Here is a 26,268-nt window from a genome sequence, read left to right as displayed (position 1 = left end):
CAAAAGCTAGATCGAACGGCGATCATCGTCGCTCTACGACGTTGGCGCGCAATAAATGTTTATGACAACTCCACGACTACTATTCGGGCCGAAACTCGGAGCCGACCCGAGTGGGCCGAAAGCACGCGGGCGCCGCGAGCCAGAAATTCTACGACGTGAGATGTTCCAGAAAACATCATCGAGCACTTAGCGCTCCATGTATGTTGACGAAGACGCTCATTGCTTGTGCTGCTGGAGGAAGTGATCCGGCTGGCTTTGAAGGTCAGGGCGATGGTTTGGCTGCGGCGGTTTGTATCGGAGCAGATGTGTGCGGACGCACGATGTTGTGGTAGCACCGCCATATCTCGATGATGACCCGGCGTCGTTGACGCTGTAGAAGATCTCGCCGTCGAGCAGTTCGCCGCGAAGCTTCGAGTTGAAGCTCTCGCGGTAGTCCTTTTCCGTCCGGGCTCGATGAACGCGGTCTTCGTGCCGACAACTGCAATCCACTCGCACTGCCTTGGCGATGACTTTGAGGCTTCGCAACGCGCTCCAAGGGAATGGCCAGATGTGGGAAAAAAAGCGCGGGATGCAATTGGATAAGAAGCATTCGAGCTCGAATGCAGAAAAACAATAAGCCTTTGATTTTGCTGGCGCTCCCTAGGGGAATTGAACCCTGTTTCAGCCTTGAGAGGGCGACCTAGATTTTCCGATACCTTTGACGCTCCGTGCTCGCAACCTAGCACCTGACTGGCGTACAGCGTGTAACTTCAAATTGGATGACTCTAGCGCCCGTAGCCTCTGCAAAGAGAGCTATCTGCCAAAACCCTATCGCATCATCGCACCCAAATAGTCGGAATGGGCCCATGAGCGGCTGCCCCCTGCTCACTCGAGATCCACTTGCTTCCGATATGATTCCGGTAGCTACAGCCGGCCTACGAATATTTTTAAGCGGCGAATTTCATCATTCTTATTCAATGGGATAGATGGTGGCGGACGCAGTCGGATGCGAACCAGTCTGCGTGGCGATTTCCCTAATAACAGGGAAAAATACAGGGAATTTCGAGTTCTATGGGTGATCTGCAGCGGTTAAGGTCGCTCAAACCGCTCTCGCGCAGGCATTTCTGTCAATTTTGCGTAGCTTTTTTGCAGGGAATTCTATTGCGAAGAACAGGGAAATCAGGATCGGACATCAGAGGAAAACGGTCAACCGCTCAATGGGGTAAGCGTCCTTGATGAGCGATCTACCCATTAAAAGTGGACGCATATTGATCGCACAAGATTCGCCGGCACGTTGCGGTCGGTTCATGAACCGCTCGACCAGACGCGGCACAATCTCGTCGGTCTGACGCGGGTCCGCCTTCGGTGTCAATCGTTCAGCGATGGCAACACGGTCGTGATACGCGCGGGTCTGTAATTTTTAGGCGAGGTATATGGGGTCTCCATGCTCTCGCTTGGCGGACTTCGCAAGCGCGGAGTTTGAAGCGTTCCAGATTCAGTTTGTGTCTGGTGGATGCGATATCCCTCGGTTATCCGACCACCGCGTGCTTGCGCAGACATACGCGATCTCGGCACCAGCTTTTGGTTCCTTCAGTATCTCGATATTGTCCCTCAGCGACCCATAACGCCTGTTGAATAGCCGGCCTTTCTACGCTTTTCCTTTCAACAGGATGCAAACTGCCATACTTTGCAACCGTTATGGATACGCAGATTTCAGCTTCTAATCCAGCAAACGTATTGAACGGCCGAACGATCTGCCGGACGGTTCTCGACGCCCTGGACTATCTGGGCGTTCTGAATGAAAGAGGAATCGTTGCGACGATCTATGCGGGAGAAGTATTCTGCCCGAACGGAGATACGCCGGGTATGGTATTGATCGGAACAGTTTCGACCGGCGATTCTGACCAACGATATCTTCGTATGCCGGACAGTAATACTTTCCGTGGTCGATTTGCAGATGGCACGCCGATTCACGGCGCTATCAATGAATTGGACCGAGCAGCTGTTAAATCAGACGGAATTGTATTGCTTACAGATGGCCGGCAAATTCAGGGCGTGGAATTTCAGCCAGGCGTTCGATTCCCAAATTACGAACTCACAGCTCGACAGGAATTTTTGGTCCACCTTGCCGTCGGCCTGCTCGGAGCAGCCGACAGTTGCTACCGCGTGGTCGATGAGAAACTGTTGCCTGGCGTGAGATGCCTCGATTACCACGCCATCCAGGGGATTTGCGTTTTGCGCGTGAAAAAGCTGGTCAACTTGATAAAACAAGCCTCATATCTACGGGTCTCAAGAATGGAAATTGAAACCGCGCTTCGCCTTGCGGGACTAATGTCCAAAAGCGGCACGAACCCGCGCGTCAGGTAATGACTGCCACAAAATGGCCATAATGGAACTCTGCTGATAGTTGTGGTCCAGGCGATTACTCTGGATTCTATGGAGGCTTCTCTCAAATGAGGAGCATTCCATGTCTATCAGACGGAAGAACGAGTACCGCAATCCTTCGGAGCTGAAGCGCCATCCCCACCATGTGCGCATTCATCCTGCCAACAAGGTCGCATTGCTTGCAAAATGCATTCGCGACATTGGCATTACAGTACCGATCATCATCGACGAACTCGGCTTCGTTCTCGCAGGCTGGGCCATCGTCCTTGCTGCACTTCAAAACAAGGTCGCGAAAATACCCGTCGTTATCGTGACCGGGCTCTCTGAGGCGAGGAAACGGGCTTATCTGCTGTTCGACAACAAGATTGCTGAGCGCTCTACTTACGATTGGCCAACTCTTGCCGACGAACTAAAGGATCTTGCAGAACTTCTTGCCATTGAGGGGTTGGATTTCGACCTCACCGGTTTCAATGCGGCGGAGTTCGATGGGCTCGCAGAGAATTTTTTTAAGCCATCGGACGAACCGGACGAAACGCCCCCTTTCCCCGGTCAGAACGCCGTAACGCGGCAAAGTGACATCTGGATCCTTAACAACAGGCATCGCCTTCTTTGCGATGATTGTCGAACCGCTGACTATCAGCGGCTCATGCGTGGTGGTGTCGCTGCCATGTGCTTTAACGACGTTCCCTTCAATATCAACGTCTCAAACATCGTGGGACGCGGCCGCACCAAGCATCGCAATTTCGCAATGGCTGGGGGCGAAATGCTACCTGAAGAATTCACATCGTTTCTGGCAGAGAGCCTGGCCCGCGCGACCGAACATTTATCAGACGGCGCTCTCAGTTATATTTTTATGGATTGGCGGCATCAGCGTGAAATACTCAACGCCGGTGAACGTGTCTTTGAGAGCGACCCGGTTGCTCTTGTGGTTTGGGTGAAAACAAACCCAGGACAGGGCTCATTCTATCGCTCGCAGCATGAGCTGGTTTATATCTTCAAAAAGGGATCCGGCCCTCATCTGAACAATGTTGAACTTGGACGATACGGTCGCAATCGTTCCAACGTCTGGACTTATCCGGGCGCAAATTCCTTCGGCAAAGGTCGCCTGGCTGATTTAGCTGCGCATCCAACGACGAAACCGATCGCCCTCGTCGCCGACGCAATCAAGGACTGTACCCGGCGCAATGACATTATCCTCGACTCTTTCATGGGGTCTGGGACCACAATTCTCGCTGCGGAGCGCGTGGGGCGACGAGCGTATGGCATAGAAATAGACCCGCTATACGTCGACACGGCCATACGACGATGGATCGCGACCTACAAGAGCGATGTTATTCTGGAGGGTACGAACTATACGTTCGATGAAGTCGCCTCCAATCGTCTGGGGGGTGCATGATGGCACCTTCCCGAAAACCTTCGCCCTCAAAATCACCGGCACGGGCGCACCTTAGGGGTCAAACCGCGAAGACGAACATCGAAGCGACTGTCGATTCCGCCAGCGTCCAAGATCATGTCGGTTATGGAAAACCGCCTAAACGTAACCAATGGCAGAAAGGGATTTCCGGTAATCACGCCGGTCGCAAAAAGGGCAGCAAGAACAAGCGCACCATTATTATCGAACTGATGGAGCAAAGATTGGGCCGGAAAATCGACGATATCTCAAAGCTATCGCGATACGAGGGCATGCTGCTTAAAGGCATTCAGAAAGCCTTGGGTGGCGACACGAAGGCGATGGCCTTTATTCTGCGTCGCTATGACGATGCGGAAAGCTTGCGGTCGCGTGTCGAACCCATTCCAAGCGAACAGGATGAGATCGTCTACGCGGCTCTCGTCGAAAAGATCAAACGCGAACTCTCGGAGGCAAGCCAATGAGCGCGTTCAAACTCGATGACCTCGATGCGGCCCTCCGCTTGCGTTTCGATATGTTCCTGATGATGGTTCACTACACAGTCAATCCCGGCAAACCCTATCTCGACAACTGGCACATCAATGCCATGGTTTTTAGAGCCAACGAGATCATGCGCGGAAATGTCAAACGATTGATCGTCAATGTCCCACCGCGCAATCTTAAAACACTCACCTTCAACGTTGCACTCTCGGCATTTATGTTGGGACACGATCCGCGCCTTCGGATCTTCTGCATCAGCTATGGCGAAAGGCTGGCGGAAGACCACGCGGCGCTCTTTCGAAAGGTCATCGAATCCGATTGGTATCAACGGATTTTTCCTGGCATGCGGATTCGTCGAATGGCGAATCACGAGTTCTTCACCACGCAAGGAGGTTTCCGCCGATGGACTTCGATTTCCGGAGCCATAACGGGTATGGGCGGTGATGTTTTTATCATCGATGACCCACTCAAGCCCGAAGATTCATTGTCCGATGTCAAACGCACCGCTGTTAATCACTGGTTTGGCGGAACCCTTCTGTCGCGCCTCGACAATAAGGACAAAGGCATCATCATTGTCGCCATGCAACGATTGCACCTCGACGATTTGACGGGCTATTTGCTCCGCGAAACGACTAGTTGGGATCACCTTGAACTACCGGCGATCGCAATCACGCCTCAAGAAATTCCGATTGGGAAAGACCGCTCTTACGCGCGCAAGGTAGGAGATGTGCTGCACCCCGACTTCGAATCCGAAGCTGCACTAAAAATGCAGCGAGACTCGATGGGACCGGTCCAGTTTTCAGCCCAGTATCAGCAACGCCCAGTCCCGGTTGAAGGCTCGCTGTTAGATCCGGAGTGGTTTTGCTACTACGACGAACTTCCAGAGCCGAACGAGAAATCCTTTGTCATTCAAAGTTGGGACACGGCCTCCAAAGACGGGCTTACAAATTCGTACAGCGTTTGCACCACTTGGCTGATCCAGAAGGGGAATTTCTATCTCAAGCATGTATGCCGGATGAAACTGAACTTCCCTGCTCTGCGAGACATGGCGCTCTCGCTCGCAGCGGAATACAAACCTCGATATATTCTCATTGAGGATGCTTCGACAGGCCCAGCGCTTGCGGCCGAACTCAAGACGGGTCGACCGGCGATGATAAAGCTGATTAAACCAGATCAGGACAAACGTGTTCGCTTGTTCACCCAACAAGGCATGTTCACCTCTGGTCGCGTTTGGTTTCCACGACAAGCGCCCTGGCTGAAGGTCTTTCTCGAAGAGCTTCTCAGCTTTCCCGAAAGCTCCTACTCGGATCAGGTCGACAGCCTAAGCCAAGCTTTGGCTTTCAAGGGCGGCTATGACCCTGGGGCAATAGCTGACTTCCTTTCAAGGCTCACCGATTCCTATATGGTCCGATATACGATGGCACACAGATGGTAAATACGTGCGCCGGCGGCGTGTGCGCCGCGTTGACAAAATGCGCCACGAAGTCTTCGGCATAACGTGAGAGAAGTTAAACCGTCCAGGGGCTAGCCGCAGGCGTACGAGATCACCGGACACCAACATGAGATGGGCTCGGCATCGTTGGTAACGGTAGTTCGCGGCCTGCTGCGTGCCCTATCGTGGTTTTCAGACCAGGAACGAGGTTCACGCCACGCGTGCTAGAGCAGACCGCCGGCGACATGCAGTCGTCGGCGCAGGATGTGGCGATCCGTAGGCTCGATCGCGTCAGAGATGAGGCCGTATGCCCTTCATGCTGAACCGAGGCGGCGTAACCGACGCGACGAGTACGCCATCGACCACGCAGGCGCTCCGCTTCTCATTTTAACTGGCCGGCGGCTCGCGGCGTACGACCTGACGGGGAAATAGGGGCGTGCTACACCGCTAGAGCGGGCGCAGGCTCGTGCCTCGACCCGTCAGCCGGCTGCTTCGCGTCATAGGATCCTCAACGCCTTCTTTCGTCGTTACGGTATCGACGTTTGTCGAAACAGGAGTCGAGCTCCGCGCGCTTCGCGGTCCAATCGAAGAGCTCGGAGCCGGAGCTGCCGAACACGCTCTTCGGATAGCCCTTCAGCCGGTTGCCGCTGATGTCGCTGCGGTAGCCGTTGAGCTTGGAGTCGTGCCTGAGCAGCCTCCAGGGGACCGGATAATGGTCGGCACCCATGCCGCGGATCCCGCCAATGCTCAGCACGGCATACCTGCAACTGGTGTCGGCCATCATCATCATCAGCATTGCAGGCTGGATGATATGGCGCACTTGGCGGGAACAGAACGAGGAACACCACCATCACCATCACGACGAGCCGCAATTACTGTCGCTGGCTGGACAGTCGCTGTCGCTGGGGATCTACGAAGACGGCGTCCCCCCGCGCTGGCGGATCCAGAGCAAGACCGGTGCGCTCCCGCCCCCCAGTGACCTCCGACTAACGACTGTCCGCAGTGACGGCACCGAGCAGGCGTTCGCTTTTGTCGCCCGGCACAGATACTTGGAGAGCGTTGAGGAAATTCCGGAGCCGCACGCGTTCAAGGCGTGCGTTATGCTCGCGGGCGATACCGCCGAGGTTTTGTTCGAGGAACACGATCACGACCACATGGACCTCGGCGACGAGGACGACGCTCACGCTCGGGCTCATGCCGCCGATATCCGTAAGCGCTTTTCAGGACGTTCGGTCTCGACACGTCAGATCGTTCTCTTCGGTTTGACTGGCGGGCTCATTCCCTGTCCAGCGGCGATCACCGTGCTTCTGCTATGCATCCAACTCAAGCAGTTCACTCTTGGCTTCGCGTTGGTGGTCTGCTTTGGCATCGGGCTTGCCGTCACCATGACGTCCGCCGGTGTTCTGGCAGCGCTCAGCCTGCGGCACGTCGAGCGACACTGGAGCGGCTTCAGCCGCTTCGCCCATCGCGCGCCCTACGTGTCGGCGGCCTTGATCGTCCTCGTCGGACTCTACACCGGATGGTTGGGTCTGAACGAAATCGTTTCATGACCAGCCGGTTTTGCATCTGCGGCGCGCCTTCAAAACGTCCTTGCCAAACGTCCGCTGGTGGGCCTTTTCGGACCTCAAGCGTTGTTCGCATTGAGTCCGCAAAACGCCGGATAGCGGACACTACCGTCGGTGCAGACGACGAAGGCCTCGAACCGCGCGAGGCCAACGAATGCACCAGCGCAAGCGCCGCGATAAGAAGCGCTGAGCGAATGGCGCTCTGAGGGACATATCGGCGCTGTTGCGTTCAGCCGTACCGGCGATCCGGGCAGCGGTGAATTTGCAGATGCAGTTTTGCTGAGAGCATTTGGGGACGTGCCGAGCGATCTATCCACGCTTTGAGCGGCACGTGGCCGCCGCTTCCATCGTGTCTCGGTCTAACTGCCTCGTTCGAATTCTTTTACAGTATCGAGGTCTAAGTGTTCTCCCGCGACCCAGGCATCGCCTTCACGCTGAAGGTTGTCGAGAGGTTCAGCGTCTTTGGGCAGCGTGCCGACACGGCGGCCCTGCTGCATTACGGGGAGTCTTTCGAGCCCCAGCCATTGAACGAGATTTTCTGCTCCGTAGAGAGCAACAGCGTTTGCGTCGAGGCTCACGTAACGGCCGTCGTCCAATTGATATGTGAGGGTGTTCCGACTCCGGTCGTGTTCAGTTTCCACCCTTTTCATCTCGATACGCCCTTGAACAAGATCGCCAGAACAATTTTCAGTGAGATGGATAGTTCCAGATCTACGCCAGCGCGTATCCAATAGCACTTATTTAAGCCGCTGCGTTCTTTCGCCGTAACGGGCGAACTCCGGCCATTGGCTCACGAATTGAGCGAAACTGTCCATCCTCATCCTCCCTCAGCTCGCATCGCGCAAGTAGCATTCGCTTCGTGGCTGCCATTCCCTCCCTTGGCTCGGCCAGCGCTTTCCTGAGCCATTGCTGCATTTCCGATTGCTGCGGATGAAGCGCCGCACGTGCGCGTTCGCGCACCACGTTCCATTCAGCATCGCTGAGACTAGACAGGTATGGCGGCGCATCCAACACGGAGCTGAGCACGCGTTGGTCAGACATTGATTTAATAACAAAGTCGATCGAAGACTTTTGGTTGCTGACGTAACCCCGGATTTCTTTCTCGAGCATAAAATCAACCGGATTATTCGTTGGCTTAGGTAGCTCGACTATGCGCTCCTCAAGCTGAGCGATATTCTGAGTGACGGCTTTTTCCGCAAGTTGAAATGGTTTGAAATCTTGCAGTTCGGATAGTGCTTGCTGGCCGATCTTCGTACGACGGCGGATGATCCCCTCCGCGGAAAGGTCTTGGTCCTGCTCGGCTTCAAAGCAGTGACCGTTGACCGTGTAAACCAGCCCGCGCATGGCATCGACGCATTCGCGCACCTGTGCCTACCGCAAATTAAATCCGAACATATTGATGGTGCAGTCCGCCCAGGATCGGTCGACAGAGAATGCGTCCGGCTGTCTCGACGGCACGTGATATCGGCGCGTCCTTGTTCAATGACAGATGGGTGCGCGTGCCGTTGTAGTAGTCCATGTACAAGAGCAGCACGTGGCGCAGATGGCGTTCGCCGAAAACCACGATATGATCAACGCATTCCCTGCGGATCGATCCGATCAGCCGTTCAGCATACGCATTTTGCCACGGTGAGCGAGGAGACGTCGGACGATCTCGAATGCCGATGGATCGAACGCGGCGGATAAATATCTCGCCATAAGCTCCATCGCGGTCCCAGGTAACGAGGGGTCTGCTCCCAGCCACACGCCTCCGTCAGTTGATTGGCAATCCATTCGGCCGGCGGATGCGCGGTCACCCCAAACCCCAGAATCTGCCGCCGGCCGTGGCCCATGATCAGCAACCCATAGAGCAGCCGGGACGAGATTGTCGGAACCACGAAAAGGTCCATCGCCGCGATACCGTCAGCATGGTTACGAAGGAACGTCTTCCATCCTTGTGACGGAGAGGCCGTCCTCCGCGCCATATACTTGGCGACGCTGGTCTGGCCGATCTCGATACCAAGCTTGAGAAGCTCACCATGGATTCTCGGCGCTCCCCACAACGGGTTGGCGAGGCTCATCTCGCGGATCAGCCGGCGAATTGTCAACGGCACCGTTGGTCGGCCGCAGCGGCCTCGCGATTTCCAGCGCCAATACGATCGGAAGCCTGCGCGGTGCCATCTTACAACAGTGTCCGGCTTAACGATCGCAAGCGCACGACAAGTCTGAGGGAACAACCGGTTAAGGCCAATGAAAATCAATCGGTCAATGAGGTTGAAAGCAGGCTTGCGAGGCGCCCCTCGCCAAAGCACATTGATTTGTTGCCGCAAGACCAAAATCTCGGCCTCAAGCGTAGCTCGCGACCGGAAAAGATCTGTGAACATCCGCCAGATCAGTCTGCACAGGTCCAACATCACGCGACAGCATCACCCAATTCTCGATCAACTACCAGCCGGATATGGTTTGCGGTAGGGACAGTCGTCGACAAGCGACCATCACGAACACCCTGACGCCCCCTTCTCAGCCGTCTACTATCGTCGGGCTCGGCGTGTTTAAGACCCTGAAGGAAGCAGACGCCGCCATGAAGTTGCGACGACGAAGATACACGCGACGACAAGCACGAGCATTGATTTTGTCACATGCTTGGCCAGGTCCGGCTCGGTAGCCCGTGTCAGCCCAGCCAGCAGAACCTCAATTCAGGATAATACCCTTCGACTCTCAGTGGCCTAATTACAACGGGAACGCCTTTTCATCCACCCTCAATTCAGACAGCGATTCCGCCAGGCTATCCGTACCTCACACACGTCTGCCGCCTTTTTGCTACCTCTTCGGCTTTGGCCTTCCCGATAGCACACCACATTTCGCGCATCGGCGATGGTCGCTACGTGCCGTGAAGCGATCCCGCGGCGGGCCCCAGGCACGGTGTTTTTAACTCTGATTGTCTGGACTTCCCTTCATATCCTCGCCCCGATCCTGCAGGCCTAACAATTCGCGTTCTGCCATGTGCCAGAACTCATCAACGCGATTCTCAGGCTTTCCGTGCTGTTCCCACAGCTGATGGGCGCGTTGGCGGATTTCTTCTTCTGATGGCTTTGGTCGCATCGCTGACTGGCTCCAGGTGTTCGAACCCCACTTCGTCCCTAAAAAGAAGGACCGCGCGGGCGTTACACCGCACGGCCTTCCTGGTGACTGTCCCGCTGGCGCAGAATTCCGTCCCCACCGAACAACTATTAGACTGTGAGAGAGTTCCTAACCGCCACACCAAAGCGTCAAGCACCAACCTGCTTTTTCTCCCACCACGGGCTAAGAATTCAAGCGAACCGTAAACCGCGCCTGCAACACAGGCCCATTATCATCACGAACTTCAACCGCTAGGAGACCGCCCTCTCCGTCGATGCGGCGACTATGGATGGCCTCCTTTGCGAGGTCCGCCAACGACAACGCCGCTTCCTCCTGCGCGGAATGCACCGATGCGAGCTCGAGCCCTTCTTCATCGGGCGTGAGATCATCTCCATCTCGCAAATCAAAATAGTAACGAGGCATCGGCTCCGCCCTCAATTCCCACCGTTCAGCCCCGCCTAATGAGGTCGTCCAGAGCGACGGTCATGACTACTTTGCCGTCGGAGTCGGTCACTTGAATATCATTGGGAGCAACGTCGCCGGTTCTTACGGCCTCAATCAGAGCCTCCCGGGCGGATGATTCAGCAACGCTACGGGCGGCCTCGCGATCGGGGAGATGCTCACCTTCAACATCCTGAATAAGCTTGTTTCCAGTTCGCGAGTTAAAGTGGAACAACGGCATGTTCAACCTCCTCTCTTGCGCTCTCTCAAGCCCGCTTAGCGCCGAGACAACTGACATTGAGCGTCCAAAATCATCCGGATCTTGTTCCCGTCCAGCAACTCCGGCGCTCGTTTATGTCCTGATTTCACGAGCTGGGACTGAATTTTCTTCCAGCCTTTGTACTTGCCAGATTCGGCGAGCTTCACCGCCTCCTTGAAGACCTCAAGCTTCTCTTCTTTGTTCATTGTGAACCCTCGCTACCGGCGGAAAGCACCATTCCAATCCAGAAGATTGGCTAGTGTTCCTGAGCTTGGCGAGGAACCGATAGGAGCTGCCGTCGCAGCGCTTGTTCCCGCTTCAAGTCCGTCTGCCTCTGCTCGCCCGCTTGATTCGGTACAAACCCTTCAAGGTTCATCGACGATCTCGGACAGCTCAACCGCGACTTGGTTGTGAGATCAATATCGCCCTCTCCCAACGCTAACAGCTGCAATCTTCGGCGAACGCATCGCGTTGACGAAGGGCGCCATCTGCGAGCAACCGGCGGCGTTAAGCTTGAAAAGCATTGGATGAGCTTTCCCTGAGAGGTGTAGAAACCCTTTAGCCCAGCTGCAGTTAGCCCGGACACATTTGGAACGAGGAACGGAATGGATCACGTTCATCAAGCGCTCGTAAGCAAATTAAAGGAGCATTCGAGACTGACGAGCGACGATGTCGCTATGATCAGTTCGTTCTCGTATTCAATTCGTAACCTTGTTCACGATGAGGATATCATTAGACAAGGTGATGATCCGAACCTGGCGGTCCTCGTGGTTGTGGGCACCGTCGCGCGATATCACCTTTTGGCTGGCGGCAAGCGCCAATTTCTATCCTTTCATCTGAAAGGAGATTTGCCTGACGCGCAGGGTCTTTTTCTTGAAAAGATGGACCACGCAGTCTGTTCGGTCGGCAATGCTACGATTGCATCAATCCCCCACAAGCAACTGATCAAGGCTTTCGAACAGCGCCCCAATGTCGGTTTTGCAATCTGGCGAGAAACGTTGATCGATGGCGCGATCTTTCGCGAGGCCATCACAAATAACAGTGCGCGACCACCGACTGCCCGCATGGCCCATTTCTTTTGCGAGTTGATCTATCGGGCCAAAGCCACCGGGATATCCGACGGCCAAACATTGGACTTTCCAGCTTTACTGCCTCAGCTCGCCGACACTCTAGGAATGGCGCTTGCCACCGTAAATCGCGCCCTTGCAGATTTGCGAGAGGCGGAAGCTCTGGACTTTCGCTTGGCGAAACTCTGCATACTTGATTGGGAGCACTTGACTGAGATTGGGCAGTTCAATCCGTCGTATCTCCATCTCAGGAAACCTCCGACAATAAAGTAAGAGGTCGCGGGGCCAATCGTTATTTTGGTGGTTGGAGCCCTCGCGAGTGGGCCCAGGCTTCCATATTGGCAGCGGCGTCCGCCTGGCGGATTTTCATGAACAGTTCGTCTTTCTCTTCACTCGGTGGAAGCTTGTCCGCTTCGGCTCGCAAACTCTTAACCCACGAGGATAGGCGATCTTGAAGAGATGATGTTTGTTTAAAACGTCGCCGACTGGTCATGGCACGAACCTCCGCGGGAGCCCAGCGGGGCGCTGCGCTCTCGCGCCGAGGTTAGTCTCAAACGGGACAACCAACGTATCATTTGAGACGGAGCCGGCAAAAAGGGACGTTTAACCTAGCGGCGGCGGGGCGAACTTTTTGATAGAAGGCCTTCGTAGGCGTTGTGGCGACTGCTCGTGGGCTGATACGGCGGGGCTATACCGTTTCCGCTGCCATTGGATGGAACTAAATCGATCAGGCGGAGTTTGGTAGGTTGCGTCCCACCCAACTGGGGCTGGGATACCTTGCATGCAAAAGTCAAACCGCTTCGAAGCCGCACAGACAAGTGACGGCCGGTATCGGCTCCTTGTGAAGGCGATCACTGATTATGCGATCTACATGTTGGATCCCGGGGGTCGGGTGACTAGTTGGAACCCCGGTGCCAGGCGATTCAAGGGCTATGAGGCGGACGAAATCATCGGTCGCCATTTCTCGACCTTTTACACGGATGCTGAGCGGGCGCAGAACATCCCGGCTCAAGCGCTGGCCGAGGCAGAGCGGACCGGCCGCTTTGAGCTCGAAGGCTGGCGCGTTCGTAAGGACGGCACGCAATTCTGGGCCCATGTGATCATCGACGCGATCCGCTCACCTGAGGGGGAGCTTGTTGGCTTTGCCAAAATCACCCGTGACTTGACCGAGCGAAAGGCCGCCGAGACGAAACTGCGCGAAAGCGAGGCACAGTTCCGATTGCTGGTGCAAAGTGTCACGGACTACGCCATCTATATGCTGGATGCTAGCGGTCACGTGGCGAGCTGGAACGCAGGTGCCCAGCACATCAAAGGCTATGCCCCCGACGAAATCATTGGCCGGCACTTTTCCGAATTTTATACGGAAGCCGACCGTGCCGCCGGTCTTCCGAGGATTGGCCTGGAGACGGCAACCCGAAACGGGCGCTGGGAGCATGAAGGTCAACGGGTTCGAAAGGACGGCAGTGTGTTTTGGGCACACGTCGTGATCCACGCCATTCGGGACGACGCCCGCAAGCTCCTCGGCTTCGCCAAGGTGACACGGGATATTACAGAACGGCGCGAGGCGGAAGCTGCGCTACAAGCGGCGCAGGAAACAATGATCCGTTCGCAGAAGCTGGAGGCGATCGGGCAACTCACCGGCGGCGTCGCTCACGACTTCAACAACCTGCTGCAGGTCATCAGTGGAAACCTGCAACTGCTAAGCAAAGATATCGCTGGCAATGCTCGGGCTGAGATGCGTGTCCAAACCGCCCTCGGAGGTGTTGCGCGCGGTTCGAAACTTGCCGCTCAATTGCTTGCCTTCGCGAGGCGACAGCCGCTGGAACCAAGAGTGGTGAACCTCGGTCGTCTGATCAAGAACATGGATGAGATGCTTCGTCGCGCCCTCGGTGGGGAGATCGAAGTCGAGACGGTAGTCGGGGGGGGGCTGTGGAATAGCCTCGTCGACCCGGATCAATTGGAAAATGCGGTCTTGAACCTCGCGATCAACGCCCGCGATGCGATGGATGGCCAAGGCCGGCTGACTATTGAAGCCAGCAATGCCTTTCTCGATGACGAATACGTTCGGCAGCATGACGAATTGACTGCAGGACAATACGTGATGATCGCGGTGACCGATACGGGGGCGGGCATCCCTCCGGACATTCTGGAACGGGTCTATGAGCCATTCTTCACAACCAAGGCGGAGGACAAGGGCACGGGCCTCGGCCTTGCCATGGTTTATGGATTTCTCAAGCAGTCCGGCGGACACGTCAAGATCTACAGCGAGGTAGGCGCTGGAACCACGGTGAAGTTGTACTTCCCGCGAGAGGCGGCAAGTGAAGACACTTTGGTGAGTACTCGCGCGGGAGAGATTCAAGGCGGAGAGGAAACCATCCTTGTGGTTGAGGACGACGAGGAGGTTCGCGAGGTCGCGGTCTCGATGCTCACCGAGCTCGGTTATCGCGTGGTCAAGGCCCGAGATGCGGCAAGCGCGCTTGTCGTCGTCGATAGTGGTATTCCAATAGACTTGATCTTCACCGACGTCATGATGCCTGGCACGTTGCGGAGTCCGGATTTGGCGCGAAAAGCTAAGGAGCGGTTGCCAAATGTCGCGGTACTGTTCACCTCCGGCTACACTCAGAATGCCATCGTACACGGCGGACGCCTCGATCCCGGGGTAGAGCTTCTGGCCAAGCCTTACACGCGCGAGGCGCTCTCCCGAAAAATCAGACACGTGTTGGCCAATCAAGCTCAGAGACGTGTTGCAAAGGGATCCCAGCACGCGGCTAGCGAAAATACTCTGAAGGACGCGACGGTGTTGCTTGTGGAAGACGACGCCCTCATCCGTCTTACGACGACCGAGATGCTGAGCGACATCGGATGCAAGGTGAAAGAGGCTGGCACGGCGGAAGAGGCTCTGAAGATCCTTGATGAGCAAGCCGTGGACGTCTTACTTACAGATGTCGGTCTTCCTGGCGTTTCCGGTCTGCAACTCGCAAAGGACGTTCACGCGCGCGGGCTCGATCTACGCCTGGTTCTGGCGACGGGTGACAGCGCAGTGAAATCTGAAGCCGCGAAATTGGGCGCTATATTCATCGTGAAGCCTTATACGCCGAATTCTCTTCGCGAGGGTCTGGAAGACGCGATGAAGAAGCGTGGCTGAATAGTTGGCGATTGCTTGGCGAAAGGTGCAAACCTTCTCAGGCCATTCATTTTCCGGCTGTTTCTCAATCTGATAGGCTGCAATAACCAAAGCTTGATTGATGCGTTTCAGTTCTGTTCGGCGACGACCTCCTTGAGATCGCGCGCCTCGCTTGCGCAGCACTTCACCTCGTCGCTGGTGGCCGCCCGCGCCCGTCAACCGGCTCGACACACAACGCGCTCGGTTGTTTCGGAAGCTTGACCTCCGCGACAAGGAGCTTTGCCTATACTGCGGAGGTCAAGTCTCAGGCTGCGGTACGTTTTCTCGCCATGGCCTTAGCTTCGTCCATGTCCTCCGCGCCGCCCTTGTCGCCTTCAGTGACCTTTCCCGCGCCAGGGCCTGCGCCCAAATCCGCTCCCGTCGTTGGGTCGACACTCTGCTGGGACATGGTACGGGCCGAAAGGGCCTTGAGGACTGTCGTATCCATTGAGTTGAGCTGAACGGTGGCATCCCCCTCACCCCCGTCTGCTGGGAGCGCTGCCTCCAAATCATCCACCCGGTCCCACTGCTTGCCACTGTTCCAAGGGCCATTCGGCTCAGCGCCACCTTGAGAAGTGTTCACGTAAGTGTCGGAGAAGGTTTTCAGGCCCGGCAGCTTACCGGGTGGAAAATTGTCAGAGATGGCATAGAGCGCCTTCTCAAATGACTTCTGATGAGCGATTTCCCGAGTCATTAGAAAGCCCAGCGCATCCTTAATGCCAGGATCGTCTGTTAAATTGATCAGTCGCTCGTAGACAATCTTCGCTCGGCTTTCAGCGGCAATGTTTGAGCGCAAGTCGCATGTAGGATCACCGCGGGTGTCAATGTAGGCTGCAGTCCACGGTACTCCAGAGGAGTTAGTCAAAGCAGGTCCACCGCCATAGAGGATCGATTGCGTATGGCTGTTCCCACCTTTCGTAAGTGACATGTAAAGCTCGGCCTCTTTCATGCTGCCTTCAGAAATCTGCGCCTTGGCGCCTTTGTTGAGCATGGCAACGATGGAGCCAATCACCTCAAGATGGCTGAGCTCTTCAGTTGCAATATCGAGAAGCATGTCCTTGCGGCCCGGATCATCGTCCGCCAATCCTTGCGTGAAATAGCGCATCGCCGCTGCGAGCTCACCGTCCGGACCGCCGAATTGCTCGAGCATAAACGAGCCGAGGACCGGGTTCGGTTCCGAAACGCGAACCGTATATTGCAGGCGTTTATTGTGCATAAACATCTATCGTCTCCGTTGCTTTGGCGTACAACGAACAAACGCACCTTCGAACCGTTCCTATATGCCAAGGACAATCGATAAAACGCCTTGCAAGAGGGGACACTTGTTTATCGGTCTTTGACCGAAAGAATGCAGAATCGCTTTGCGTTGGTCGATCCTGTCGTCACCATCGCAAACGTCGCGGCACTTACTTCTTTGAGAGCCACAAGTCGCGCAATGGCCCTCTCGCTCCGTGGACTGGATCCCTTTTTGGTTTGCCAACCTTTACAATTCTTCTTCGGGCTCGGGCCGTTCGCGCGTGTCCGTAATTTCATCGTAGGTCCCGTCTTCGGGATTAGCGCCCACCACCAAAAAATTTCGGCTGACTTTTATCAGACGGTGCCCGGTACCGGCGGGCAAAACAATGACATCTCCCGCCTTCACACTTATCACCCGGCCTCTGACCCCATCGCATTCGATATTAGCCGTCCCCCGAACTCATCGCAGCTATCGATACCGTCGACCTTCAACCGATCGGCTTTCTCACGTAGATTTGTTGTCTGACATAGTGTCCTTGGCTCGATTGATGAAAATAACAATCGAAGGGAACTTTAATTCACACTTCAGAAAGGAACTTACAAAGGCTAGTAGAGTTTTGTGCCGGATACGAGCCACCCGGGAATTCGACAATGGGCATCTTCTCAGCAGATATCAAAACGATGGACGACCTGTTTCTGCATGGTCTTCAGGACATCTATTACGCCGAAAGCCAGATCACCAAGGCGTTGCCGAAAATGATCGAGCTTGCCACCAATCGCGACCTGTCAACCGGTCTGCGGACCCATCTTCAGGAGACGGAAGGACAGATCAAGCGCCTTGAACAGGTCTTCGAGAAACTCGGTCAAGAGCCCAAGGGCACTGCGTGTCCGGCGATCGACGGTATAATCAAAGAGGCGAACGAGACCTCTGGCGAAGTCGAGAACAAGGCTGTGCTCGACGCGGCCATTGTTGCCAACTGTCAAGCGGTTGAGCACTACGAGATCGCCCGCTATGGCACCTTGATTGCGTGGGCCGAAGAGCTTGGCCACGACGAGGTCGTCCGGTTTTTGACCACAAACCTAAACGAAGAAAAGGCCGCGAACACGAAACTCAACACGGTGGCGCTTCGCAAGGGTGTCAACACAAAAGCCTCGAACGCGGCTTAATGCCATCGGAAGGCTCCCTCCCCATCAGGGAGCCTCCTGCATTCAATATGGGACTCACGCCGCTGTAGCAACGCAAGGACCGCCAGCCCCTTGCAGAGCCGGCGGCCGTTTCGCGCGCGCACCGATTAGCTGTAGCTCTCGCCCTGACCAGTGCCCGAGGAGTCTTTGCCCTTGTTCTTCTCGTTCTTCTCGTCATTGTTCGGGATCTTTACGCCGGGCTGCTGGTTGGGCTGCACGCCGGCCTTCATGTCGGACTTCAGCGGCGCCTTCGAGCTGTGGTCCACCTTGTCGTTCGGATTTGACATCAATCTCTCCTCGCTTCGTGGACCCAAGTAATGCGCGGGCCAGCGCAAAGTTCACTCGAAAGGACTGCGGTCAGTCTTCTGCCGACGCCATCACTGGCTCGCAGGATGCGGAACCAATGGTCCTTTCTCGCCCGCTCCAGCGCGCCGATCGCCGTGTTCGCGAGCCAGACTGGATGCCGCCTACCGCTCTTTCACTCGTGGCAGTTACCTCGGCGCAGAAGCGCGTGGTCTGGGAGAGCGGTATGCCTGCTCCGTCTGCACAAGATAGTGCATCGCTATGGCGAGCGGACTTCTGCATCACGGAAATGGGGACGGGCATCGCGTGCGGCATAGCTTCCTCCGGTTTTCCAACCGAAACGCTTGCGTTTTCGATGGTTCCCGGCCGCCAGCTCCAGCATGCGGCAAGATCGCATCTCTTTTTTCTGGAGCGCGGCGGTCGCGCGTTCGTTGATTTGCAGACGCAACAGGGGTTGGCGGCCTTTCGGGCGGGACGCTCGACGGCGACGCGAAGAATGAGGACCGGCAAGACCCTGCAGGAGCTGACCGACGAGAAACGGAAAGAGCTCGACAAGAAGGTGGAGAATGGCGGCGACGAGAACATTAAGATCAAGACCCAAACAGATCCTGCCGTAGGCCGCTTAGGCTAGTGCCGAAGGAAGCCGCCAGTGCCACTCACGGGGCTGACGGCTTTCGTTTGCCTCGACTTAATTACGGTGGCGACCGCGTGCTGGGTGCGGCGGATTATCTGCTCGCTGGGGCGCACGACGACGATTTCATCTCACAGCGTCAGGAAGCTGGTGGGGTCTTACCCCGCCGAGTCCTCCTTCACATCTGCAGAAGTGTTTTTAAGTTCATGAACGCTTACGCCCGTACTCGACGAAAGCTGGGCACCCGTCAGTTCTTGTGAGAGAAACTTACAGCCTGGCTCGTGCGTGGCCAAGATACATAATGCTGTTGAACGGATGAGGCCCGAACCTAAAGTCGAGGTGCCAGTCAATTCTGCGCGGGCCGAAGCCAAACATGGATCCCACTTGAAAACCTGCCGAGATGGCGACGTTCTCACGCTTGACGAAGTAGGTCTCGAACTTTCTTCATCTCATGCGGCGCAAGAAAAGGTCGCTCGCTCGCAGAATTGACGCGGGAGGCTCTCCGGACGCACCATGCCGATGGTCTTGGCGGACTGATCGCAGTGGAAGTTCGTGATGACGAGGGCCCGCTCCTGCAGGCCGTTTTTCAGTGAACGCGGATCGAAAATCTTACCGTCCGCATTATCAGCGACGGAGCTCTCGGACGAGCATGCAGTTAGGAAAGCGGCATGACGAGTTTGCTCAAACTCCCAACCTGGGCCGATGACGAGCATATCCATGCCGTTGTCGAGACGCCGCGAGGAAGCACCTTTAAGTTGGACTTCCATCCGGACTTGCAGGCGTTCAGGCTGGCCAAGCCCTTGATGGTAGGCCTGGCGTATCCGTATGATTGGGGTTTCATACCTTCGACCTTGGCCGAGGACGGTGACCCACTGGACGTCCTAATTATCCATGAAGCAAAAACCTTCCCAGGGGTAGTGATTCGCTGCAAGGCGATTGGCATCCTTGAGATCGAACAGAAAAGGAAGGGCAACACAGAGAGGAACGATCGCGTGTTTGCGGTCCCCGATCGTTCTCCGACTGAGACCGATCTGAATGACGTTCGAAACCTTGGTTCGCGAACACATGACGAACTGGAGAAGTTCTTTCTAGCTACCTACGCGCTGGAGGAGACGGAAATTGATTTCTTGGGTTGGCGCGGTCCCGAGCAGACGATCGCGACAATCAAGCGGCTTTCCGAGAAATAGTCAGACATTGTGGACCGCGCGAGCAGGGGCACTCATGCCAAAGATTTGAAGTTGGAAACGACGCTTTACGTGGTCGATCTCGACAAGGCCGCCGCCTCTTACACCAAGGTCATAGGGCTTCCCTGCATCCATGCCGATCACCGCATGCGGGCCTACGACGTAAACGGTAATGGCGTCCTGTTTTTCTCCCGCGGGGCCGGTCCTTGCAGCCTATCGAGACCCCCGGAGGCGCCATTCCCCCTCACAACGGATCGGGCCGGATGCACGTCGCGTTCTCCATCGCCGCCGACGAGCTGGAGGCGTGGTAGGATCATCTTAGGGTATGGGTGTTGTTGTGCAGGGCCGGACGGAGTGGCCGAGGGGCGGCGTAAGTATATACTTCCGCGATCCCGACGATCATCTCCTGGAGATGGCCACGCCGGGACTTTGGAAGGGATACTGAGCTTTAGTGTCGGACGGCCCCTTATCCTCGCGACCATGCCGTTTAAATCAATGTGAACCCGTCCTCATGACCTTCACTGCTCTGCAGAAGCGGATAAAGTCCCTCTACGAAGGTGCATCTCCACGGAGTATCTATTTCCGTTATGCGCTGCTCGCATTTGATATGTGACAGTGCTTTTCATTGTGGCAACGTCGTTCCTGCCCTCCGGCCAGATCATTGAAGCATTGGATATTCTGTTCGGTGCCGTCATCCTTACGGATTTTTCGGCCCGCTTGCTTGCTAGTCGGCATCGGCTGCGCGACTTCGCGCGAGTTTCAACTTGGACCGATTTAATCGCGATCGTTTCATTTTTGGCGCCTCTATCAGGGGAATCCGGCGCCTTTCTCCGTATCCTCCGAACTTTGCGACTTTTGCGAAATTACCATCTGTTGGTGAGGCTGAGGCGAGATAGTCTCTTTTTTCGCCGCAACGAAGAGGTGATCTTCGCAGTCACAAACCTAGCCGTTTTTATTTTCGTGATGACTGCGATCGTCTACGAAACCCAGAAGCATCGCAACGATCAAATCGCCAATTATGCCGACGCGCTGTACTTCACCGTTACCGCCCTTACGACGACGGGCTTCGGTGACATTACTCTGCATGGCACGTTTGGACGCCTAATCTCAGTTATCATAATGATTTTCGGCGTCACCCTGTTCTTCAATCTCGCCCGGGCACTTTTAAGTCCGAGCAAGGTTCGCTTCACTTGCCCAACCTGCGGCTTGCAGCGCCATGATAGCGATGCTGTGCATTGTAAGGCCTGCGGCAAGATGCTGAACATTCCCGACGAAGGCACGATCTAGAATCTGGACCCAACGATTCGGTAAATTTGCTTTGCATTGCAATTCATCGATCGCGCTCTTACACCTGATTGCAGCGCAATGGCGAAAGGCTGGCAGCATGAGCACGGTTGAGAGCATCTGCGCCGATCTCGGGATAACGATTGCCTTATGTCACGAGCCCACCGGTCCGTTGAGAACCAAAGCCGGTCAGACGCTACGCCGAATGCTCCTCGAGCACGGCGAGGGACATCTGATCATCACGCTGCGCACGATCGTAGAGTCATCTGGCAATGAGCAGGCGCTGACGGCGGCTGGAATCCTGGGTGTCAGCGATCTCGTCCTTGCGCATCCCTCGTGGCTGATCACGGACTGGCCTGGATCGAAGCGTTCGAAATATCGACCTGGTAGAGCTCGCCAAGATGGCGAAGGCAAATCGCAAGGCGGTCCCGAAGCGTGAGGCGATGGCGGCGATGCTGTATGAGCGTCTGGCGCCGATCTTTGATCCGCCGCCGAAGGCTCGCAAGCATCGTTCATTCAAGCACACAAGAACGACGCCGCGGTATGCGCATCTCGAGCCAGCTCCGAGTCGATCGTGAGCATCTGGCCTCACGGTGGCCAAAATTGGCTTGAGATGCGAGCTAACCAAACCTGATCCCTATCCGCCCGGCTTTTCGCCAGGCGACGCGACAGGGCCGGCGAAGTCCGTCCCCCGTGATCAGCAGCACGAACTCGCTCGGAATTCCGACTGGGCTTTGCACATCGAGCGCCGCGCCAAACTGCGATAGATTTCGCACGGTGCAGTCGATAGCGCCGCCACCGCCAATTTTAATGCTGCCAGCCTTCAGGACCCGCTGGCGCTTTGTGCTGCGACGTTCGTCCATAGCTCGTTCAAATAATCAGAAGGGATCACAATCCTTCTGTTGACGAGGCGGGTCTGGATCGCGCGGCGCATTATCCGGCCGTACAGGGTCGGCAGGCCTCGCCGGTTCAGGCTGGCGGCTCGGTTCAGGTTCGCGGGGTGGCACATTATCGACTTGAGATTCCAGCTTCCCCCGACACTCCCGCGCGTAGTTCAAGAGCGCGTCACACGTTTGCTGGTCGTTGATGGATCTTGATAATCGCTCGGCTCGTTCAGCCTGCTCACGAAAACTCTGGATCATGTGCCACCTCGTTTTAGGCACAAGTTGAGGCAAATGCCTTCGTTCCTCGAAACTTCGGTTCAGGCTTAATCGCTCGTAAAACGGACGACAGCGGGAGCGGTCGTCAGTCAACTGGGAGCCATGTGTGGCTCAATCGCCAGCGGTGCTCGGCACGCTTATGCTCACTTCGTGGCCTTGCTTGATCGCTAGCGATGCGGCCGCCACGGCAGCTTCGAATGCCGCTTCCTTTGTCGCATATTCTCCGTCTGCTTGGCCGTCGTGACTCACGGCCCATGACTTGCCCTTTTCAACGACTTCGTAGCGAGCCAATTGCATGTTGCGCTCCGTGGGGCGGTCTCTCAAATCGGCGGGTTCACTTGGTCGAATGCACATGGGGCGAATTGGCCCAAGCATCCATGTTCTTCGCGGCCTGGGCCCTATGCGCTTTCTTCAATAACTCCTCTTTCTCAGGGCCAGCGGGGAGAGCTTCAGCTGCCTGCAACGCCTCTTGGGCGAAGGCGCTGACTCGTTCTGCAAAGGAAGGGAGTTCTATAAATGGTCGGCGCATGCGCGCTCCTTTTCATTCAGCTGAGGGCGTGAGTGCAAATCAAGGCCACGCCCGGGAACCTCATCAGAATGACCGAGATGGATTTTGGTTCCGCAGTAGGATCGGTACCGATCGAGAGGCGGCTGAGCTTGCGACAATCAGCGTGAGCGCTCATATTCAATGATCGTTCAATAGGAGTTTGTGCAAGTGGCGATTGGTACTGTGAAGTGGTTCAACGGGCAGAAGGGCTATGGCTTCATCCAGCCCGACAACGGCGGCAACGACGTGTTCGTCCATATCTCGGGCCTGAGCTCGCTGAACGAAGGCGACAAGGTGAGCTATGAGACAAGGGGAGCTATCAGGTCGTCGCAAACCGCGGCAAGGAAAGCGCTGAGAACCTTCGGATAGGTTGATAGTAAGCGAGCTGAGCCGGATGTACGCTCGCTCGCGATGTGGATGGTCCGACGCACGCTTCGGGCCATTTTTGGGTCCCGTCGTTTCCGCACTGCGGCACGAGTGCGGACGCTGGTGGCAATACTGGCTTTTGCCGCGTCACTTCAGTCCGATGGATCACGTGGATCGATAGGCGGCTGCAATCCTGGCGACCGGGACCATGCGTCATGCCGGGCCGCCTTTTCCGCCTGCTCGATTTTCTTCAGCAGGGCATCACGCGCAGAGCCGGGCTCAAGCTTGTCGGCCTGCTCGCGCGTTTTATCAGCCCAGGCTTTAAGACGATCCTGAAGGGTGAGTTGCTTGCCGCCATGACGCTCCGCCATCGCTGCACCTCCACCATTTTAACTTGCAAATTCTAGCGCCGAACAATTTTCTCACGCGAGCCATTTCTCGCCGGTTCAATCAATCTAGGGTGCGGTGGATTGTCTCGCTCATCGCTTCCTCGCAGCCTGGCTGCGAGGCCAGCCGATGGAGCCAAGGCCCGACGTATGTCTAAGCTGTACCCTTCAAAGTATCGATCATAGCGCGATGTTCTTTCGCTTCATCGGGGGGCATGTTGTGAAGTTCATCTTCAGAGAAGGCTGGAGCGGCTCGGATGATAAATTCGTCGCCATCAAAACTCCCAGCTATTAGCCGCGATCCGTCATCAAACCAGTAGGACGTGAGACCATCGATCGTCTCTGTAGCGATCCGTCCCCAATCACCACGAGCCAATTCTTGCTGAACCGATTCGATCTCAACGGATCCTGCTGCTTCCTTTTCATTGAGAAAATCCTCCGCCTTCCCCATGTCATTTCTCCGTCATCGAGGCCGTTGCCTCTATGCTAGTCCGAACCAGAGGCGGTGTCGGGTGACCGCCTATTGGGCTTTGAACCAGCCCCTTCAAGAGGTTTCCGGCGCGATTAGGAACGCGCCGTTTGTCCTGGCGTTGCAGCCGGAAAGGAGCTTCTCCATGCCTTATTCTTCCCTCTGCAAGCTACTTCTTGTTGCCGCTCTGATTTCCCCTGTATCTGCTCTTGCTCAGGGTGGCGGAGGGGGAGGTGGTGGAGGTGGAGGCTCCGCCGGAGGAGCGGCGGGCGGCGCTTCAGGATCTGCGGGCTCAGTGGGCGGCGGCACGGGCAATGCTTCAACCGGGACGGCAGGAACGACAGGCAACCGCGCTGGTGGCGCTATGGGAGGCCGCATAGACGGTACCGTCACCCCAGGACCTGCGAAGCCGGGCGACGATGTAATCCGCAAGGAAAACACACCGGGTCATTCCAAGGCAGACAAGAAGATCAATAGTATTTGCAAGGGATGCTGAGGGCCCGCTTGCCGGCGGCTTAACCGCGCCGCGGGGGTTCTTGACCCATTAAGAAAGTTCACTAGCTTCGGTAGCATCATCAACAACGAAAGGAGGTGGTCCGGTGTCTGATCGTAAGCGCTGTCACCTCGCTGAGGCCGCCCTGTAAGCCTTTGAGCTTGGGACGAGGCGGTCTCCCGCCTGGTTCAGCGAGTTTAAGAAGAGGGCGCGGGGCAGACGTTCCGCGCCCTCAACGTTTGAAATTCCGTCGCAGCGTGGAGTATCGCGATGGTCCATACCCCAAAAGACCTCGCCGATCGGATGGCCGCCCGGCGCCGGCAGTCAAACGCTGAGACGATGGATACGCTCGCGAGACCTTTATCAGCCTCGAGATCAAGCCCGTCAGATCGATAGCCGGCGGCCGCGTATATGACCGCGGTCGAGTTGTGGCGCGAGCTTCCAGGCGGCGAGATCGAATATACGATGAAGCGTCTGCGAAGCGCAGATCAAGATCAAGACGCAATTTGGAAACCGGCATTACTAGGTAGTCGGGCGCCTACCGGTTCGAGGGTTGAGTGGTCCTCGGCGCTTCCTGACCAAGCCCTCGGGCAATACCGGTTCGGCTCCGGGGATGAAATCTTCCCTCACATCCGCGCCCTGCTGTTCGCGTTGATGCTCGTTCGTCTTGTCCTGAACTTGGTGTGGCTGAGGCAAGCCTTCCTTGGTCAACGGATCATAGGCTCCGTGTCGCTTATCCCGGTTGTCTGTGCTGTACTTGCTCATGTCAGGACCTTCCAAACTTTGCAGGTTTCTTGCGACCCGCTCACCCTAGCGTCGATGATCGTAGCGATCTTGGGGATGTTTCCTCATCGGATTCCTGCCACATGTTGAAGAGGTGCCAGACGCCGCTTCCATGCACTGGCGATAGGTCGAGAACTGGCAGTTCCCCGGATAACCCCACTTACCGGATTGAAGACAGTAAGCGTCATTTTGAGCGAGTGCCGGGCCGGCGATCGCAACCAGTGTTCCTGCTGTCAGAACCGCCGCCAAATTAACTTGCATGTCATTTCTCCGTTGCGCCAACGGAGTGACCGGGCGTGTGTTCCTATTGGCTCGGCGTTTGAATGCGGATTGGACGGTGACAGCTGCGCCGCATCGAGGACGGCCGCACCACCTCTCCGAGCTCCAGGCGGCGCTCGCCGGCGGCAAGCAGGGCCGCATCGAGTACTAGCTTTCGACGTGCTCTACCTCGACCGGTACGACCTGCGCGCCGTCGCGCAGGTCGAGCGCAAGCGGCTGCTGAGGGAGCTGTTCGCCCGCCACGAATTGGGGGGCCCCTGCACTACAGCGAGCACATCGCAGGCAACGGTGGGGAGATGTTCGAGCACGCGGCAAAGTTCGACTGGGAGGGCGTCGTTTCGAAGAACCCGGCCTCGCCCTACCGCTCCGACCGCAACAGCGCGGCACGTTTCCCGTCATCGGCTTCGTAAAGGACCCGACCGGCGTCGCCGTGCTCTATCTCGGCAGATACGAAGGCGGAGACTAGTCTACATGGGCAAGGTCGGGACCGGCTGGTCCCGACCTCCAGCAGGATACGCAATCAGCTCGATACGGCCGTCACCGCGACGTCGCCTCTTACCATGCCTCCCAGTAAGCCGAAGGCAACGTAGGTCAAGCCATCATTCATGGCAGAGGTGCAATACCGCGATATCACGTCCGAGGGACTGCTCCGGCAGAGCTCGTTCAAGGGGCTCACGAAGTCCG

The 26,268-nt window shown here is 56.3% G+C and carries 30 protein-coding genes and 5 pseudogenes; 17 read left to right on the top strand and 18 right to left on the bottom strand.

Features of this window, described 5'->3' with window-relative positions:
- Window positions 1-175: 175 nt before the first annotated feature.
- Window positions 176-491 (bottom strand): annotated as a pseudogene (locus AC1RT6_RS15860) (integrase core domain-containing protein); the annotation flags it as partial.
- 1,186 nt (window positions 492-1,677) lie between these two features.
- Between AC1RT6_RS15860 and AC1RT6_RS15855 the strand changes: the two are divergent.
- The 4 genes from AC1RT6_RS15855 (at window position 1,678) to terL (ending at window position 5,687) form a co-directional block, all read left to right on the top strand.
- The gene (locus AC1RT6_RS15855; protein WP_472790929.1) at window positions 1,678-2,346 is read left to right on the top strand and encodes a hypothetical protein; all 669 of its coding nucleotides are present in this window, start codon (window positions 1,678-1,680) and stop codon (window positions 2,344-2,346) included.
- Between the two features lie 163 nt (window positions 2,347-2,509).
- Window positions 2,510-3,760: a DNA modification methylase gene (locus tag AC1RT6_RS15850; protein WP_493029527.1), complete on the top strand. Its 1,251-nt coding sequence runs from the start codon at window positions 2,510-2,512 to the stop codon at window positions 3,758-3,760.
- Window positions 3,760-4,236: a DUF5681 domain-containing protein gene (locus AC1RT6_RS15845; protein WP_493029526.1), complete on the top strand. Its 477-nt coding sequence runs from the start codon at window positions 3,760-3,762 to the stop codon at window positions 4,234-4,236. Before AC1RT6_RS15850 ends, AC1RT6_RS15845 begins: the two co-directional genes overlap by 1 nt.
- Window positions 4,233-5,687, top strand: a complete 1,455-nt coding sequence (terL, locus tag AC1RT6_RS15840; RefSeq protein WP_493029525.1) for a phage terminase large subunit — start codon at window positions 4,233-4,235, stop codon at window positions 5,685-5,687. Before AC1RT6_RS15845 ends, terL begins: the two co-directional genes overlap by 4 nt.
- Before the next feature lie 505 nt (window positions 5,688-6,192).
- On the opposite strand, the gene AC1RT6_RS15835 is transcribed toward terL, so the two are convergent.
- Window positions 6,193-6,411: a hypothetical protein gene (locus AC1RT6_RS15835; RefSeq protein ID WP_472790933.1), complete on the bottom strand. Its 219-nt coding sequence runs from the start codon at window positions 6,409-6,411 to the stop codon at window positions 6,193-6,195.
- A gap of 22 nt (window positions 6,412-6,433) precedes the next feature.
- Between AC1RT6_RS15835 and AC1RT6_RS15830 the strand changes: the two are divergent.
- Both AC1RT6_RS15830 and AC1RT6_RS15825 read left to right on the top strand, forming a co-directional pair.
- Window positions 6,434-7,234, top strand: a pseudogene (locus AC1RT6_RS15830) (HoxN/HupN/NixA family nickel/cobalt transporter); the annotation flags it as partial.
- Between the two features lie 110 nt (window positions 7,235-7,344).
- Window positions 7,345-7,573 (top strand): annotated as a pseudogene (locus AC1RT6_RS15825) (hypothetical protein).
- A gap of 35 nt (window positions 7,574-7,608) precedes the next feature.
- Here the strand turns inward: AC1RT6_RS15825 and AC1RT6_RS15820 are convergent.
- The 8 genes from AC1RT6_RS15820 to AC1RT6_RS15785 form a co-directional block, all read right to left on the bottom strand.
- Window positions 7,609-7,899, bottom strand: a complete 291-nt coding sequence (locus AC1RT6_RS15820) for a hypothetical protein (RefSeq protein WP_472790934.1) — start codon at window positions 7,897-7,899, stop codon at window positions 7,609-7,611.
- A 91-nt stretch (window positions 7,900-7,990) separates the two neighbouring features.
- Window positions 7,991-8,614, bottom strand: coding sequence for a hypothetical protein (locus AC1RT6_RS15815; RefSeq protein ID WP_472790935.1), 624 nt, complete (start codon window positions 8,612-8,614; stop codon window positions 7,991-7,993).
- 16 nt (window positions 8,615-8,630) lie between these two features.
- Window positions 8,631-8,852 (bottom strand): hypothetical protein, encoded by a 222-nt coding sequence (locus AC1RT6_RS15810; protein ID WP_493029534.1) that lies wholly within the window; start codon window positions 8,850-8,852, stop codon window positions 8,631-8,633.
- A 4-nt stretch (window positions 8,853-8,856) separates the two neighbouring features.
- Entirely contained in the window at window positions 8,857-9,342 is a 486-nt protein-coding gene (locus tag AC1RT6_RS15805) for a hypothetical protein (protein ID WP_472791568.1), read from the bottom strand.
- Window positions 9,343-10,156: 814 nt separating this feature from the next.
- Window positions 10,157-10,330 carry a DUF2934 domain-containing protein gene (locus tag AC1RT6_RS15800; protein ID WP_472790936.1) on the bottom strand — a complete coding sequence of 58 codons (174 nt, stop codon included), beginning with the start codon at window positions 10,328-10,330 and terminating at the stop codon, window positions 10,157-10,159.
- A gap of 201 nt (window positions 10,331-10,531) precedes the next feature.
- A complete protein-coding gene (locus tag AC1RT6_RS15795; RefSeq protein ID WP_472790937.1) occupies window positions 10,532-10,771 on the bottom strand; it encodes a DUF6894 family protein in 240 nt (79 codons plus the stop codon).
- Window positions 10,772-10,796: 25 nt separating this feature from the next.
- A complete protein-coding gene (locus AC1RT6_RS15790) occupies window positions 10,797-11,030 on the bottom strand; it encodes a DUF6894 family protein (protein WP_472790938.1) in 234 nt (77 codons plus the stop codon).
- 35 nt (window positions 11,031-11,065) lie between these two features.
- Window positions 11,066-11,254 (bottom strand): hypothetical protein, encoded by a 189-nt coding sequence (locus AC1RT6_RS15785; RefSeq protein ID WP_472790939.1) that lies wholly within the window; start codon window positions 11,252-11,254, stop codon window positions 11,066-11,068.
- Between the two features lie 471 nt (window positions 11,255-11,725).
- Here AC1RT6_RS15785 and AC1RT6_RS15780 point away from each other — a divergent pair, with 471 nt between their 5' ends.
- Window positions 11,726-12,388, top strand: a complete 663-nt coding sequence (locus AC1RT6_RS15780) for a Crp/Fnr family transcriptional regulator (protein WP_472790940.1) — start codon at window positions 11,726-11,728, stop codon at window positions 12,386-12,388.
- A 508-nt stretch (window positions 12,389-12,896) separates the two neighbouring features.
- Window positions 12,897-15,260, top strand: a complete 2,364-nt coding sequence (locus AC1RT6_RS15775) for a hybrid sensor histidine kinase/response regulator (protein WP_472790941.1) — start codon at window positions 12,897-12,899, stop codon at window positions 15,258-15,260.
- Window positions 15,261-15,543: 283 nt separating this feature from the next.
- Here the strand turns inward: AC1RT6_RS15775 and AC1RT6_RS15770 are convergent, their stop codons facing one another.
- A complete protein-coding gene (locus AC1RT6_RS15770) occupies window positions 15,544-16,500 on the bottom strand; it encodes a manganese catalase family protein (RefSeq protein WP_472790942.1) in 957 nt (318 codons plus the stop codon).
- A 665-nt stretch (window positions 16,501-17,165) separates the two neighbouring features.
- Here AC1RT6_RS15770 and AC1RT6_RS15765 point away from each other — a divergent pair.
- A complete protein-coding gene (locus AC1RT6_RS15765) occupies window positions 17,166-17,681 on the top strand; it encodes a YciE/YciF ferroxidase family protein (protein WP_472790943.1) in 516 nt (171 codons plus the stop codon).
- Window positions 17,682-17,806: 125 nt separating this feature from the next.
- Here the strand turns inward: AC1RT6_RS15765 and AC1RT6_RS15760 are convergent, their stop codons facing one another.
- Window positions 17,807-17,986: a hypothetical protein gene (locus tag AC1RT6_RS15760; RefSeq protein ID WP_472790944.1), complete on the bottom strand. Its 180-nt coding sequence runs from the start codon at window positions 17,984-17,986 to the stop codon at window positions 17,807-17,809.
- Between the two features lie 116 nt (window positions 17,987-18,102).
- Here AC1RT6_RS15760 and AC1RT6_RS15755 point away from each other — a divergent pair, with 116 nt between their 5' ends.
- From AC1RT6_RS15755 to AC1RT6_RS15735, 5 genes and pseudogenes are all read left to right on the top strand, one after another.
- Window positions 18,103-18,633, top strand: coding sequence for a hypothetical protein (locus tag AC1RT6_RS15755; RefSeq protein ID WP_472790945.1), 531 nt, complete (start codon window positions 18,103-18,105; stop codon window positions 18,631-18,633).
- Window positions 18,634-19,301: 668 nt separating this feature from the next.
- Entirely contained in the window at window positions 19,302-19,820 is a 519-nt protein-coding gene (locus AC1RT6_RS15750; RefSeq protein WP_472790946.1) for an inorganic diphosphatase, read from the top strand.
- A gap of 45 nt (window positions 19,821-19,865) precedes the next feature.
- Window positions 19,866-20,262: pseudogene (locus AC1RT6_RS15745) on the top strand (VOC family protein).
- 66 nt (window positions 20,263-20,328) lie between these two features.
- Window positions 20,329-21,104 (top strand): annotated as a pseudogene (locus AC1RT6_RS15740) (potassium channel family protein).
- A gap of 97 nt (window positions 21,105-21,201) precedes the next feature.
- Window positions 21,202-21,540 carry a hypothetical protein gene (locus AC1RT6_RS15735; RefSeq protein WP_472790947.1) on the top strand — a complete coding sequence of 113 codons (339 nt, stop codon included), beginning with the start codon at window positions 21,202-21,204 and terminating at the stop codon, window positions 21,538-21,540.
- Between the two features lie 181 nt (window positions 21,541-21,721).
- Here AC1RT6_RS15735 and AC1RT6_RS15730 read toward each other — a convergent pair whose 3' ends face one another.
- The 3 genes from AC1RT6_RS15730 to AC1RT6_RS15720 all read right to left on the bottom strand — a co-directional run bounded on the left by AC1RT6_RS15730 (window position 21,722) and on the right by AC1RT6_RS15720 (window position 22,790).
- A complete protein-coding gene (locus AC1RT6_RS15730) occupies window positions 21,722-21,964 on the bottom strand; it encodes a PilZ domain-containing protein (RefSeq protein ID WP_472790948.1) in 243 nt (80 codons plus the stop codon).
- A 408-nt stretch (window positions 21,965-22,372) separates the two neighbouring features.
- Complete coding sequence (locus AC1RT6_RS15725) at window positions 22,373-22,558, bottom strand: hypothetical protein (RefSeq protein ID WP_472790949.1); 186 nt, start codon at window positions 22,556-22,558, stop codon at window positions 22,373-22,375.
- 37 nt (window positions 22,559-22,595) lie between these two features.
- The gene (locus AC1RT6_RS15720; protein WP_472790950.1) at window positions 22,596-22,790 is read right to left on the bottom strand and encodes a hypothetical protein; all 195 of its coding nucleotides are present in this window, start codon (window positions 22,788-22,790) and stop codon (window positions 22,596-22,598) included.
- A 186-nt stretch (window positions 22,791-22,976) separates the two neighbouring features.
- On the opposite strand from AC1RT6_RS15720, the gene AC1RT6_RS15715 reads away from it, so the two are divergent.
- Window positions 22,977-23,177: a cold-shock protein gene (locus AC1RT6_RS15715; protein ID WP_472790951.1), complete on the top strand. Its 201-nt coding sequence runs from the start codon at window positions 22,977-22,979 to the stop codon at window positions 23,175-23,177.
- A 149-nt stretch (window positions 23,178-23,326) separates the two neighbouring features.
- Here the strand turns inward: AC1RT6_RS15715 and AC1RT6_RS15710 are convergent, their stop codons facing one another.
- Together AC1RT6_RS15710 and AC1RT6_RS15705 are read right to left on the bottom strand one after the other, a co-directional pair.
- Complete coding sequence (locus AC1RT6_RS15710; RefSeq protein ID WP_472790952.1) at window positions 23,327-23,545, bottom strand: hypothetical protein; 219 nt, start codon at window positions 23,543-23,545, stop codon at window positions 23,327-23,329.
- 169 nt (window positions 23,546-23,714) lie between these two features.
- Window positions 23,715-24,011 (bottom strand): hypothetical protein, encoded by a 297-nt coding sequence (locus AC1RT6_RS15705; protein ID WP_472790953.1) that lies wholly within the window; start codon window positions 24,009-24,011, stop codon window positions 23,715-23,717.
- A gap of 251 nt (window positions 24,012-24,262) precedes the next feature.
- Here AC1RT6_RS15705 and AC1RT6_RS15700 point away from each other — a divergent pair, with 251 nt between their 5' ends.
- Both AC1RT6_RS15700 and AC1RT6_RS15695 read left to right on the top strand, forming a co-directional pair.
- On the top strand, window positions 24,263-24,409 hold the full coding sequence (locus tag AC1RT6_RS15700) for a hypothetical protein (protein ID WP_472790954.1): 147 nt from the start codon (window positions 24,263-24,265) through the stop codon (window positions 24,407-24,409).
- A 524-nt stretch (window positions 24,410-24,933) separates the two neighbouring features.
- Complete coding sequence (locus tag AC1RT6_RS15695) at window positions 24,934-25,395, top strand: hypothetical protein (RefSeq protein WP_472791569.1); 462 nt, start codon at window positions 24,934-24,936, stop codon at window positions 25,393-25,395.
- Here AC1RT6_RS15695 and AC1RT6_RS15690 read toward each other — a convergent pair.
- Entirely contained in the window at window positions 25,333-25,566 is a 234-nt protein-coding gene (locus AC1RT6_RS15690; RefSeq protein ID WP_493029524.1) for a DUF3551 domain-containing protein, read from the bottom strand. The two genes, AC1RT6_RS15695 and AC1RT6_RS15690, sit on opposite strands and share 63 nt — an antisense overlap.
- Window positions 25,567-26,268: the final 702 nt, after the last annotated feature.

The sequence above is a fragment of the Nitrobacter sp. MLSD-S21 genome, assembly GCF_058809865.1.
This window is presented reverse-complemented; position numbering and strand designations above follow the sequence as displayed.